The 12591-nt window shown below is 74.5% G+C and carries 14 protein-coding genes; 10 read left to right on the top strand and 4 right to left on the bottom strand.

All coding sequences use genetic code 11. The features are described 5' to 3' along the window. Positions 1-21 precede the first annotated feature (21 nt). The 3 genes from ABT048_RS30105 to ABT048_RS30095 all read right to left on the bottom strand — a co-directional run bounded on the left by ABT048_RS30105 (position 22) and on the right by ABT048_RS30095 (position 1890). Positions 22-441, bottom strand: coding sequence for an SsgA family sporulation/cell division regulator (locus tag ABT048_RS30105; protein WP_350524691.1), 420 nt, complete (start codon positions 439-441; stop codon positions 22-24). Between the two features lie 157 nt (positions 442-598). After that, positions 599-1249, bottom strand: coding sequence for a hypothetical protein (locus ABT048_RS30100; protein ID WP_350524690.1), 651 nt, complete (start codon positions 1247-1249; stop codon positions 599-601). A 137-nt stretch (positions 1250-1386) separates the two neighbouring features. Then, positions 1387-1890: an N-acetyltransferase gene (locus ABT048_RS30095; protein WP_350524689.1), complete on the bottom strand. Its 504-nt coding sequence runs from the start codon at positions 1888-1890 to the stop codon at positions 1387-1389. A gap of 119 nt (positions 1891-2009) precedes the next feature. On the opposite strand from ABT048_RS30095, the gene ABT048_RS30090 reads away from it, so the two are divergent. Then, the gene (locus tag ABT048_RS30090; RefSeq protein WP_350524688.1) at positions 2010-2609 is read left to right on the top strand and encodes a hypothetical protein; all 600 of its coding nucleotides are present in this window, start codon (positions 2010-2012) and stop codon (positions 2607-2609) included. Positions 2610-2631: 22 nt separating this feature from the next. Here the strand turns inward: ABT048_RS30090 and ABT048_RS30085 are convergent, their stop codons facing one another. After that, the gene (locus tag ABT048_RS30085) at positions 2632-3594 is read right to left on the bottom strand and encodes a hypothetical protein (RefSeq protein WP_350524687.1); all 963 of its coding nucleotides are present in this window, start codon (positions 3592-3594) and stop codon (positions 2632-2634) included. A gap of 381 nt (positions 3595-3975) precedes the next feature. Between ABT048_RS30085 and ABT048_RS30080 the strand changes: the two genes are divergently transcribed. From ABT048_RS30080 to ABT048_RS41740, 9 genes are all read left to right on the top strand, one after another. Beyond that, positions 3976-5667, top strand: coding sequence for an enoyl-CoA hydratase-related protein (locus ABT048_RS30080; protein ID WP_350524686.1), 1692 nt, complete (start codon positions 3976-3978; stop codon positions 5665-5667). Between the two features lie 132 nt (positions 5668-5799). After that, complete coding sequence (locus tag ABT048_RS30075; protein WP_350524685.1) at positions 5800-6846, top strand: NADH-quinone oxidoreductase subunit B family protein; 1047 nt, start codon at positions 5800-5802, stop codon at positions 6844-6846. 88 nt (positions 6847-6934) lie between these two features. Further along, positions 6935-8719 (top strand): nickel-dependent hydrogenase large subunit, encoded by a 1785-nt coding sequence (locus ABT048_RS30070; RefSeq protein WP_350524684.1) that lies wholly within the window; start codon positions 6935-6937, stop codon positions 8717-8719. Further along, on the top strand, positions 8716-9183 hold the full coding sequence (locus ABT048_RS30065) for a NifU-related iron-sulfur-binding protein (protein WP_350524683.1): 468 nt from the start codon (positions 8716-8718) through the stop codon (positions 9181-9183). Before ABT048_RS30070 ends, ABT048_RS30065 begins: the two co-directional genes overlap by 4 nt. Then, positions 9180-9827: a DUF5947 family protein gene (locus tag ABT048_RS30060; protein ID WP_350524682.1), complete on the top strand. Its 648-nt coding sequence runs from the start codon at positions 9180-9182 to the stop codon at positions 9825-9827. The genes ABT048_RS30065 and ABT048_RS30060 overlap by 4 nt, the downstream gene beginning before the upstream one ends. Further along, on the top strand, positions 9824-10468 hold the full coding sequence (locus tag ABT048_RS30055; protein ID WP_350524681.1) for a DUF6084 family protein: 645 nt from the start codon (positions 9824-9826) through the stop codon (positions 10466-10468). Before ABT048_RS30060 ends, ABT048_RS30055 begins: the two co-directional genes overlap by 4 nt. Continuing rightward, the gene (locus tag ABT048_RS30050) at positions 10465-11853 is read left to right on the top strand and encodes a hypothetical protein (protein WP_350524680.1); all 1389 of its coding nucleotides are present in this window, start codon (positions 10465-10467) and stop codon (positions 11851-11853) included. Before ABT048_RS30055 ends, ABT048_RS30050 begins: the two co-directional genes overlap by 4 nt. After that, positions 11850-12356, top strand: a complete 507-nt coding sequence (locus tag ABT048_RS30045; RefSeq protein ID WP_350524679.1) for a hydrogenase maturation protease — start codon at positions 11850-11852, stop codon at positions 12354-12356. Before ABT048_RS30050 ends, ABT048_RS30045 begins: the two co-directional genes overlap by 4 nt. Next, the gene (locus ABT048_RS41740) at positions 12350-12454 is read left to right on the top strand and encodes a DUF6893 family small protein (RefSeq protein WP_396546524.1); all 105 of its coding nucleotides are present in this window, start codon (positions 12350-12352) and stop codon (positions 12452-12454) included. Before ABT048_RS30045 ends, ABT048_RS41740 begins: the two co-directional genes overlap by 7 nt. The last annotated feature ends 137 nt before the right edge of the window (positions 12455-12591 follow it).

Genomic DNA, 12591 nt, shown 5'->3' with positions numbered 1-12591 from the left:
GCGGCTCCGGGCGGCCCGCGGTCAGTCGTCGGACAGCAGCCGGGCGAGCGTGGCGTCCACGTCGAGGTGCTCGGACTCCGATCCTTCGGGCACCAGGCTGAAGCAGTCCGAGAGGAAGGCCGTGACGTCCTCCTCCGGTGCGCTGAGGACGGCGTTGCCGGCGGGCCCGCACAGGGTGATCAGCACCTCGCCCGCGGGCCCCGGGCCCACCCGGACGTCACCGCTGCCGGTGGGGGCGTGCCGGCCCTCGTTCAACAGCTCGCGACTGAAGTACCAGCACACGCGGGCGTCCGCGGTCACGCACTCGCACGGGGCGATCGGGAACGCCAGACAGGCCGCGTACGGCAGGTCCGGGTCGAACCGCAGTTCCGCGACCACCGGGACGTCGGGCAGCGGACTGTCGGGGAAGGTGACGGGCATCGAGTGGACGGGCATGGGCATCGCACGACCCTCCTACGGTCGCGAGCGTCGTCCCCGGGCGGGCCGACGCTCCTGTCCGGTGCCTACCCGGTGCCGGTCCGTGCAGTCGGCCTCCGCCGAACCTCCACAACGTCCTTGCGTGCGGGGGCGCCGTCGACCGCGGTCGTGCCCGGGGCGGTCAGGATCCGCACAGCCGCCCGAGCTGGGCGCTGTCCGCGTTGATGTCCGTGATCACCTGGTTGGGATCGGCCAGCACCATGCCGTTCAGGCGGAAGCGCAACTCCGAGAACTCGGCGGCCAGTCGGCGGATCGTCGAACCGACCGCGCCCTGTGCGTCCAGGCCGGCGCCCATCAGGTCCTGGTAGGCCTGGCCGGCCGCGTCGGCCCGGCTGCCGCGGGTGTCGCCGGCGTTCCGGCGGTACACGGCCAGCGCCGCCTCGGCCTCGTCGCAGCCGCCGGGCCGGACCGCCGGGAGCGGCGGTTCCGGCGTCGGGGCGGCGGTCCGGGTCCGGATCGGCGACGGGCTCGGCTCCGGGGAGGGCGGATCGGGCTCGGGCGTTGGCGTGGGCGTCGGCGTGGGCGTCGGCGTCGGTACGGGCGACGGAACCGGCTTCGGCGTGGGAGCGGGGAGCGGCTCCGGCGGCTGCGGGGCCGCGGTGGTGACCACCGGGGCGGCCGCGGGCTGCGGCGCGTCCGGTGGCACCAGGTAGGCGACCAGGGCGATCAGCGTGGCCACCGCGCCCGCGATCGCGCCGACCGCGCCCCAGTCCGGGCGCCGCGCCGGCCCGGCACCCGACGCGGGCGGCTGCGCCGATTCGTCGTCCGTCATGCACCCATCGTGGGGCGCCGCGTCGGGCCCGTCCAGAACACCGGGTGCTGACCTTCCTGAACCCGAACCCGTGCCCGGGCGGGCCGAGTTGGAGGCGCGCCGGGGCCGGCTGCGGCTCCTGCCCGCCCGCCGTCGGGTCAGGCGCCGGCGATCGCGGGGCGGGCCAGCCACTCCGCCCAGGAGACCTCGTGGCCGATCAGACAGGGCCGACCGAACGGCCATGCCTCGGCGATCCAGTGCGGCACCAGGGCGTCCAGCTCCCGCTCCAGCTCGGAGCCGACCTGGTCGTCCACCACCCACCAGGAGATCTCCGCGTCGGAGCCGGCCTTCTGCGGCGGGTCGATGTAGACGCAGCCGAGCAGGGCCGACTCCGCCTCGTCGAACAACGCGTAGTTGAACGACTCGTGGGCGGCGATCTCCCGCTCGTGCCGGATCAGGTCGTCGAGGTCCGCCTGGTAGGTCATGGTGGCCGCGGGCCAGCCCCAGGCCTCGCCGTAGATGGACCACAGGCGTTCCCGGGAGCCCATCACGGCGGGGTAGTCGAGCTCGGTGTCCGTCCCGGCGATGGGGCGCAGGTGGTAACCGCCACCGGGGAGCGGCACGTGGACGGGGTGGACGAAATCGGCGGGCAACCAGGTCATGGGCCTGGAGGCTAGCCGAGAACCGGCCCGCGCCGCGCGGATTATCGGTCCGGGTCCCGGGCCCCGGGACCCGAGCGGCCGGGATGACGCCGACCCCGCCGCCGGGGCATCATCACCGGATGACGATGATCAGGACCAGGTGGGGGCGCCTCCGGACACCGGTGGTGGCGGCCCTGGCCGTACTGGCGGCGGGGTGCGGGACGGAGCACGTGGGCGCGGCCGGTGGCGCGGGGGCGCCCGCGGCGGCCGTGACGGCGGTGCCGTCGACGGCCGCGGCGGTGCCGACCGCCGAGGCGGACTACCCCTGCCCCGGCGAGACGCCGACCAGGACCCCGACCCCGACCGCGAGCAGCGCGGCCCCGACCGGGCCGCCCGTCGACCACTACGCCGAGAACCACGGCTTCCGGGTGCCGATCCCGCTCCACGGCCGGCGCCGCTGCGACGGCCTGGACGCCGTGAAGCGCATCAAGGGCGTCCTCGAACCCCTGCGCACCCGGGGCGACTTCGCCCCCGACAGCACCCGCGGACAGCTCACCGGGCTGGGTTACCAGGCCGCCAAGGTGAAGGTCACCCAGAACGGCCCGACCGGCATCGCCTTCCTGGTCGACGCCACCGGGTTGTGCCTGGAGGGCACGATGAACAGCGCCGTCACCACCGCGGAGGCGTTCGCGGGCTACCCGGACGGCACCGACTGCGAGGAGCCGCGCGGCGGCCACTGACCGCGTCCGTCCGCGCGGCTGCTCAACTCGGCTGCACCGCGCCGCCGTTGTCGCCCGCACCCTTGTCGAGCGACAACGGCGGCTGCGCCGCCCCGGCCTCTGCCCGGACGGCCCCGGCCTCTGCCTGCACGGCCCCGGTCGGTGCGTCCCCGGCGGGTGCTGCCCCGGGGTCGCTCCGCTCGATGCGGTCCAGCAGCCGGGCGACGGAGTCGGTGCGCTCGCGCAGCACCGCGACCCGGGCGGCGTCGGTCGGCTCGGCGAGCTCGTCCACGGGCAGGACCGGGATGCCGCGCTTGCGGGCGGTGGCGATCAGACTCTCGCCGGCCCGGTCGGCCAGGACGAGCGTCGCGGCGGCGAACGCGCCCGCGTCCAGGGTGCGTCGGCGGCCGAGCAGCCCGCGGCAGACGATGCGGGCCGGGACGGTCAGCTCGTCCAGGCGCTGGTCGTCCGAGCCGCGTTCGAGGGCGGCGAGGACGACGGTGGCCAGCGCCTCGCCCGCCTTGGTGACGACCCACTTGCGGCCGGGAACCGGCGGCAGGAACTCCCGGATCCGGTCCACCTCCTGCTCCAGTGCGGTGGTGGTCAGCACCTCGAAGGCGTTGCGGGTGCGGATCTCGACGACCTTGTCCCACTCGACCTCCTCGCCGTCGAAGCCGACCTTCGACGGCCCCAGGTGGACGGCGCCGAGACCGTCGAGCAGCCCGAGCAGCTTGTGCACCACGGCCGGGGTCAGCGGGTGGCGGCCGATCAGGGTGCCCACCGACAGCTTCCACGGCTCGGTGGCCGGTACCTCCGGCGGCATGACGGAGGTCAGGGCCGTGTACGCCCACCGCCCGCCCGCCGCCGCGCCGCGTCCGCCCCGCCGTACGGCCTGCCGCCCGGCCTCGCCCAACCCGGCCGCGGCCCCCGCCGCCGCCCCGGCCGCCGCCCCGGCCGCCGCCCCGACCAGCCGTCCCAGTCCGCCCACCAGCTCGCCCCCGCGCACGTCCCGTTCCTCTCCTCACACCGCTCGTTCCGGAAGCCGCCATGCTACGGGCAGCCTCCGCCGGGCCCGCCGCGGCCGTCCCCACCATGCCGCCGGCCGGCACGGTGCGGCCGAACTCCCGGACGCCGTCGGGCAGTACGAGCAGCGGACGCCCGACCACGGCTCCGCCGCCATCGCCGCCGCCGTCGCCGGGAGCCCGGAGCGCCTGCCGGCCGTCGCCCCCCGCGCGCTGCCGCCGACCGTCGTCCCCCGCGTACTGACCCGCCCGTGGGCCCGCCACCCGGGTGAACGGGCGGCGCGGCACGCCGCACCGGCCGGGGCGCCGCCGGACCGGGGGTGATGATCGCCGGGTTCCCGGCCGCCCGCACCCCGGAGGCAGACATGCGGATCCTGCTCCTCGCCAGCGCCTTCAACAGCCTCAGCCAGCGCCTCCACGCCGAACTGCGGGACCGGCGGCACACCGTGGACGTCCGACTCGCCGGGGACGACGAGGAGCTGCGGGCGTCGGTCCGCCGGTTGTCGCCGGACCTCCTGCTGGCGCCCATGCTGCGCACCGCGATCCCCGCGGACGTCTGGTCGGCGCTCACCTGTCTGGTCGTCCACCCCGGCCCGCCCGGTGACCGGGGCCCCTCGTCCCTGGACCGGGCGGTCCAGGAGGGCGTCGCCGACTGGGGCGTGACGGTGCTCCAGGCCGAGGCGGAGATGGACGCCGGACCGGTCTGGGCCTGGGAGCCCTGCCGGCTGCCGGCGCTCGGGAAGAGCGACCTGTACCGCAACGAGGTCGCCGACGCCGCCGTCCTGGCCGCGCTGCGGGCCGTCGAGCGCTTCGCCTCCGGCTCGTACGCGCCGCAGCCGCAGCACGGCCCCTCCTGGCGGGAGCCGGTGCGCGTCCGCCCCTTCCTGCGCCAGGCGGAGCGCCGGATCGACTGGGCGGCCGACTCCACCGGGACGGTCCTGCGCAGGCTCCGGGCGGCCGACTCGCAGCCCGGGGTGCTCGACACGCTGGGGGCCGACGAGTGGTACCTGCACGGCGGGCACCCGGAGCCGCAGCTGCGCGGGCGTCCGGGCGAGCTGATCGCCACCCGCGCCGGTGCGGTGTGCCGGGCCACCGTGGACGGCGCGGTGTGGATCCCCGAACTCCGGCGCCGGCGCGCACCCGGCGGGCCCGCGACCTTCAAGCTCCCGGCGGTGACGGCGCTCGGCGCCCTGCTGCCCCCGGTGCCGGAGGTCCCGGCGCCGCTGACGGCGGAACGGGACGGGGAGCCCGCCTGGACGGACGTCGAGTACCGCGAGGAGGGCCCGGTCGGCCTCCTGCGCTTCTCCTTCCCCGGCGGCGCGATGTCCACCGACCACTGCCGCCGCCTGCTGGCGGCGTACCGCTTCGCACTCGGCCGGCCGACCTCGGTGCTGGTGCTCGGCGGGAGCCGGGACTTCTTCTCCAACGGCATCCACCTCAACGTCATCGAGGCCGCGCCGGACCCGGCCGCGGAGTCCTGGGCCAACATCACCGCGATGGACGACCTGGTCGCCGAGGTGCTGACCACCACCGACCGCCTGGTGGTCGCCGCGGTGGCCGGGAACGCGGCGGCCGGCGGGGTGATGCTGGCCCTGGCGGCGGACGAGGTGTGGTGCCGGCGGGGCTCCGTGCTCAACCCGCACTACCGGCTGATGGGGCTGTACGGCTCGGAGTACTGGACGTACACCCTGCCGCGCCGGGTGGGCCCGGCGCAGGCCGAGCGGCTGACGCGGCAGGCCGTGCCGGTGTCCGCCGCGTCGGCGGAGCGGATCGGCCTGGTCGACCGCGTCCTGGACTGCGGGCCGCAGGAGTTCGGGCCGGCCGCCGCCCACCTGGCCGGGCTGCTCGCCGCCTCGCCGCTCGCCCGGCGGCGGATCGCGGCGAAGAAGGCCGCGCGCGAGGCCGACGAGCAGGCCAAGCCGCTCGCCGCCTACCGCGAGGAGGAGCTGGCGGTGATGCACCGGCAGTTCTTCACCCCCGAATCGCCGTACCACGCACTGCGGTCCGCGTTCGTCGGCAAGCGCCCCGCGCCCGCCGGGCTCCTCGCCGGGACGTGACCCGAACGGCCCCGCCGGCTTGCGCCCCCCGCGCCGCTCCGACGCCCGCTCCGACCGGCGTCGGAACCGGACTGTTGCTATGACTGTGTTTGAGCCATTACGTCCGGCTCCCATCCCCGAGGAGGCATCCTCATGGGTGCTGCAACAACCGACACCGACGTGGTGCACATTCTCTGGATCAACGCCGGCCTCAGCTGTGACGGCGACTCCGTCTCGCTGACCGCCGCGATGCAGCCCAGCATCGAGGAGATCGTCACCGGCGCACTGCCCGGCCTGCCCAAGGTCGCCGTGCACTGGCCGCTGATCGACTTCGAGTGCGGCCCGGTCCAGGGCGCGGACAACTTCGTCGAGTGGTTCTTCAAGGCCGACCGCGGCGAGATCGAACCGTTCGTCCTGGTCGTCGAGGGGTCCATCCCCAACGAGAAGATCAAGAAGGAGGGCTACTGGTGCGGCTTCGGCGACGACCCGGCCACCGGCCAGCCCATCACCACCAGTGAGTGGCTGGACCGGCTCGCCCCCAAGGCGACCGCCGTGGTCGCGATCGGCACCTGCGCCACGTACGGCGGCATCCACGCGATGGCCGGCAACCCGACCGGTGCGATGGGCGTGCCGGACTACCTGGGCTGGGACTGGAAGTCCAAGGCCGGGCTGCCGATCGTCTGCGTGCCGGGCTGTCCGATCCAGCCCGACAACTTCGCCGAGACGCTCACCTACCTGCTGTACCAGCTGGCCGGCTCCGCGCCGATGATCCCGCTGGACGACAAGCTGCGGCCGGCCTGGCTGTTCGGCGCCACCGTCCACGAGGGCTGTGACCGCGGCGGCTACTACGAGCAGGGCCAGTTCGCCACCGACTACGGCACCCCCGAGTGCCTGGTGCGGCTCGGCTGCTGGGGACCGGTCGTCAAGTGCAACGTCGCCAAGCGCGGCTGGACCAACGGCATCGGCGGCTGCCCGAACGTGGGCGGCATCTGCATCGCCTGCACCATGCCGGGCTTCCCGGACAAGTTCATGCCCTTCATGGACCCGCCGCCCGGCTCCCGCGTCTCCACCGGCGCCAGCAACGCGTACGGCTCGCTGATCCGTCGGCTGCGCGCGATCACGCTGGCGACCGTCGACAAGGAACCGAAGTGGCGCCACACCGGCCGCCACCTGACCACGGGTTACCGCCCGCCCTGGTGACGCCGGAGGGCCGCACGCCCCCGCGGCGTGCGGCCCCTCGCCGCCGCCCCGCCCCCTGCCCCCGTTCAGAGAAGGACACGACAACACGATGGCGACACCGACGACGAGGGCGGCCGGCGACGGCAGCGGCCTGACCGAGATGTCCTGGGACCCGATCACCCGGATCGTGGGAAGCCTCGGCATCCACACGAAGATCGACTTCAAGCAGAAGCGCGTCGCGGAGTGCTACAGCACCTCCTCGGTCTTCCGCGGCTACAGCGTCTTCATGCGCGGCAAGGACCCGCGCGACGCACACTTCATCACCAGCCGGATCTGCGGGATCTGCGGCGACAACCACGCCACCTGTTCGGTCTACACCCAGAACATGGCGTACGGGGTGAAGCCCCCGCACCTCGGCGAGTGGATCATCAACCTCGGCGAGGCCGCCGAGTACATGTTCGACCACAACATCTTCCAGGAGAACCTGGTCGGGGTCGACTACTGCGAGAAGATGGTCCGCGAGACCAACCCGGGCGTCCTGGAACAGGCCGAGCGCACCGAGGCGCCGCACGCCGCCGACCACGGGTACAAGACCATCGCGGACATCATGCGCTCGCTCAACCCGATCGAGGGCGAGTTCTACCGCGAGGCACTGCAGGTCAGCCGGTACACCCGGGAGATGTTCTGCCTGATGGAGGGCCGCCACGTGCACCCCTCCACCCTCTACCCGGGCGGCGTCGGCACCGTCGCCACGGTGCAGCTGTTCACCGACTACCTGACCCGGCTGATGCGCTACGTCGAGTTCATGAAGAAGGTCGTGCCGCTGCACGACGACCTCTTCGACTTCTTCTACCAGGCCCTGCCCGGCTACGAGGAGGTCGGCCGGCGGCGGGTCCTGCTCGGCTGCTGGGGCAGCCTCAACGACCCGGACCACTGCGACTTCACGTACCGCAACATGACGGACTGGGGCCGGCGGATGTTCGTCACCCCCGGCGTCGTCGTGGACGGCAAGCTCGTCACCAACGACCTCACCGAGATCAACCTGGGCATCCGGATCCTGCTCGGCAGCTCCTACTACGAGGACTGGCAGGGCAAGGAGCTGTTCGTCACCCACGACCCGCTGGGCAACCCGGTCGACCCCCGGCACCCGTGGAACCAGCACACCATCCCGCAGCCGCAGAAGCGCAACTTCGACGACAAGTACAGCTGGGTGATGTCCCCGCGCTGGTTCGACGGCAAGGAGCACCTCGCCCTGGACACCGGCGGCGGCCCGATCGCCCGGCTGTGGTCCACCGCGCTGTCCGGGCTGGTCGACATCGGCTACATCAAGGCCACCGGGCACAGCGTGCAGATCAACCTGCCCCGCTCGATGACCAAGCCCGAGGTCACCTTCGAGTGGAAGATCCCGCAGTGGAGCAACGCCCTCGAACGCAACCGCGCCCGCACCTACTTCCAGGCGTACGCGGCCGCCGCCGCCCTGCACTTCGCCGAGAAGGCGCTCGACGAGGTCCGGGCCGGGCGCAGCCAGACCTGGGAGCGCTTCGAGGTGCCGGACGAGTCGATCGGCTGCGGCTTCACCGAGGCCGTGCGCGGCGTGCTCTCGCACCACATGGTGATCCGCGACGGCAAGATCGCCAACTACCACCCGTACCCGCCCACCCCGTGGAACGCCAGCGTGCGCGACAGCTACGGCACGCCCGGCCCGTACGAGGACGCGGTGCAGAACACCCCGATCTTCGAGGAGAACTCCCCGGAGAACTTCAAGGGCATCGACATCATGCGCGCGGTGCGCAGCTTCGACCCCTGCCTGCCCTGCGGCGTGCACATGTACGTCGGCGGGCGCACCGTCCAGACCATGCACGTGCCCACCGGCCTCAGCGGGCTCACCGCATGACGGCCGAGCAGACCGGGCTGCGCATCCAGGAGGCCCTGGACGCCCTGGCCGGCAGCGGGGCCGAGAGCGCGGGCGAGCAACTGGTCCGCGACCTGATGGACTTCTACGGCGAGGGGCTGGCCAGGATCGTCCCGGCGCTGCCCCCGCCCGCCCTGGAACGGATGCTGGACGACCCGGCGGTGGCCGGGCTGCTCCTGCTGCACGACCTGCACCCGGAGGACGTCACCGCCCGGATCGACCGGGCGCTCGCGGCCCTGCCCGAACGGGTCGAGCCGATCGGCTTCGACCCGGGCACCGGCGTCCTGCGGCTGCGCCGGACCGCCTCCGGCTGCGGCTGCGCGGAAGGGGACGTCGAGGCCGTCCTCGCCTGCCACGCGCCCGAGGTGACGGCCGTGGAGCTGGAGCGCGCCCCGAAGCTGCTGCAGATCGGCACCCGCCCGCCGCAGGCCGCGGAGGTGCGATGAACACCCGCCGGATCTCCCGCGACGGGACCGCCCTGCTGCACCGGCTGCGCGAGCCGGCGCCGCCGCGGCCCGAGCAGTGCGGCTTCTGCGGCCGGGACATCCCGGCCGGCCACCGCCACCTGGTGGACGTCGAGGAGCGGGCGCTGGCCTGCACCTGCACCGCCTGCGGCCTGCTGTTCCAGCAGCCGGGCGCGGCCGGCGGCCGCTTCCGCACCGTGCCGGACCGCTACCTCGCCGACCCGGACGGCGGCTTGGACGAGCGGGCCTGGTCGGTGCTGGGCATCCCGGTCGGCACCGCGTTCCTGTTCCGCAACGCCCTGCTGGACCGGCTGCTCGCCTTCTACCCCGGCCCGGCCGGCGCCACCGAGAGCGAGGTGGACGAGGAGGCCTGGGAGCGCGCCCTCGGCGGCAGCCGGCTGGCCGCCGTCCTGGAGCCCGACGTGGAGGCCCTGCTGCTGCGCCGCCACGACCACCGCGTCGAGTGCTTCCTGGTGCCGATCGACGTCTGCTACGAGCTGGTCGGCCGGCTGCGGCGGTGCTGGCACGGCTTCGACGGCGGCGCCGAGGCGCGGGCCGAACTCGACGCGTTCTTCGAGCGGTTGACCGCCCGCGCCCGCCCGCTGCCCACGGCGGTGACGGCGTGACGGCGCTCGCCTTCGCCTGCACCGGCGTGCGGTCCGACCCGTACGCGGCGGTGCCGACCCTGGTCTTCCGGCTGCGGATCACCGGGCCGGCCGACACCCGGGTGCACGCCCTGGCGCTCCGCTGCCAGCTGCGGATCGAACCGGGCCGGCGGTCGTACGCCGAGCCGGAGGGCGAGCGGCTGGCCGACCTCTTCGGGGAACGGGAGCGCTGGGCGAACACGCTCAACCCGATCCAGTTCGCCACCGTGCCGCTGCTGGTGCCCGGCTTCACCGGCGAGACCGAGACCGACCTCGTGGTGCCGTGCAGCTACGACCTGGAGGTGGCCTCCGCCCGCTACTTCCGGGCGCTCGACGGCGGCGAGGTGCCGCTGCTGCTGCTCTTCTCCGGCACCGCCTTCGCCGGCCCCGGCGGCTTCCAGGTCGCCCCGGTGCCCTGGGACAAGGAGGCCGCGGTGCGGATGCCGGTGCGGGTCTGGCGCGAGGCCATCGACCAGCACTTCCCCGGCTGCGGCTGGCTGCGCCTGCCGGACGACCTGATGGACCGGTTGCTGGCCTACCGCTCCCGGCGGGCCCTGCCCTCCTGGGAGGCGACGGTCCGTGAACTGCTCGCGGCGGCCGCGATCGAGGAGGTGGCCCGGTGAGCGCCTTCCCGCCCGGGATCGAGCGCGGCTTCGCGGCCGCCCGGCAGATCGCCGACGCGGTGCTGCTGGAGGGCTACGTGCTCTACCCGTACCGCGCCTCGGCGGCCAAGAACCGGCTGCGCTGGCAGTTCGGGGTCCTGGTGCCGCCCGAGTACACCGCGCAGGGCGGCGAGCACTCGCACCAGCGCACCGAGTGCGTCATGGAGGCCCGTGCCGGGGACCGGCTGGCGGTCGAGCTGCGCTTCCTGCGGGTGCAGCGGCGGACCGTCGAACAGGCGACCGCCGTCGGCGGGTTCGAGCCGGTGGAGCGGCTGGAGCTGGCCGACCGGGTGTTCACGGAGTGGGACGAGGGCGTCGAGGAACGCATCGAACTCCTCTTCCCGGTCGAGGAGTTGACCGGCGTCGGGGTGGAGCGGGCGTTCCGGCTGCCGGGCGTCGGCGAGACCGAGCTGCTGCGCGCGCACGGCACCGCCGTCGGACGGCTGGTGCGCCGCCGCGAACAGGTCGACGGCCTGGTACGGGTGACCGCCGAGGAACTGCCCGGCCGGTACCGGGCCCAGCGGCTGACGGTGGTGGTCGAGAACGTCTCCGCCTGGATGCCGCCCCGACGGGCGAGCCGCGAGGAGGCGCTGCCGCGCTCGCTGGTCTCCGCCCACCTGCTGCTGGGCCTGGAGCAGGGCCGCTTCGTGTCGGCCACCGACCCGCCCGAGTGGGCCCGCGCCGAGGTCGAACGGTGCCGCAGCCGGCACACCTGGCCGGTCCTGGCCGGGCCGCCGGGCGAGCGCGGGGTGGTGCTGTCCTCGCCGATCATCCTGGAGGACCACCCCAAGGTCGCGCCGGAGAGCCTCGGCACCCTGTACGACGCCACCGAGATCGACGAGATCCTGGCGCTGCGGACGGCGGCCCTGACCGAGGAGGAGAAGCGGGAGGCCCGGGGCACCGACGAGCGGGCCGCGGCCGTGATCGACCTCGCGGAGTCCATGCCGCCCGAGGTGCTGGAGCGTCTGCACGGCGCCATCCGCGGGCTGCGCGACCTCACCGGCGGCGCCGCCGACGGGGAACAGCCCTGGTGGGACCCGGGCAACGACCCGGCGGTCGACCCCGAGCGGGACCGGGTGCAGCTCGGCGGCCACGCCGTCGGCGCCGGCAGCCGGGTCGTGCTGCGGCCCGGACGACGGCGCACCGACGCCCAGGACCTCTTCCTGGACGGGCGCACCGGCGTGGTGGAGGCGGTGCTGCACGACGTCGACGGCTCGGTGCACCTGGCCGTGACGGTGGAGGACGACCCGGGCGCCGACCTGTGGCGGGCCCAGGGGCGGTTCCGCTACTTCCAGCCCGACGAGGTCACCCCGCTGGACGGCGACGACGTGCCGGAGGGGTCGTGAACAGCCGTCAGGTGCTGGTCGCCGGGGTGGGCAACATCTTCCTCGGCGACGACGGGTTCGGCGTGGAGACCGTCCGGCGGCTCGCCGGGCACCCGCTGCCGGACGGCGTCGAGGCGGTCGACGTGGGCGTGCGCGGCGTCGACCTGGCGTACCGGCTGCTCGACGGCTACCGCACCGCCGTCCTGGTGGACGCCACCTGCCGCGGCGGGGCACCCGGCACGGTCTACCTCATCGAGGCGGCCGACGAGCCGCTGGAGGCGCCGCTGCTGGACGGGCACCGGATGGGGCCGGACGCCGTGCTCGCCCTGCTGGCCACGCTCGCGGCCGGGACCGGCGGCGAGCCGCCCGGGCGGGTGCTGGTGGTCGGCTGCGAGCCGGCGTCGTTGGAGGAGGGCATCGGGCTGAGCGCGCCCGTCGCCGCCGCCGTCGAGGAGGCGGTCCGAGTGGTCCTGCGGGTCGTGGACGAGGCCACGCAGCCGGAGAGGGAGACAACACCATGCTGAGGAAACTGTTCTGCCTGGCCCTGCTGGCGGGGATCGGCGCACTGGTCTGGCAGAGCCTGCCGGACCTCAAGCGGTACCTGCAGATCTCGCGGATGTGACCCGCGCATTGCTGCGAACGGTGCAGCCCCGGGCGCGGTGGCGGCGCGGCTTCGAGCCGTCGCCGCCATCGCGCCTTGTAATGGGGCGCGCCTCGGCATCGGGGCCCGCCCGGTCGGCGGGCCCGATGCCGCCCGCC

This window comes from Kitasatospora sp. NPDC096140, assembly GCF_040303045.1.
Taxonomy (GTDB): domain Bacteria; phylum Actinomycetota; class Actinomycetes; order Streptomycetales; family Streptomycetaceae; genus Kitasatospora.
Note: the sequence above shows the minus strand (reverse complement) of the source record. Positions and strands in the feature narration are given on the sequence as shown.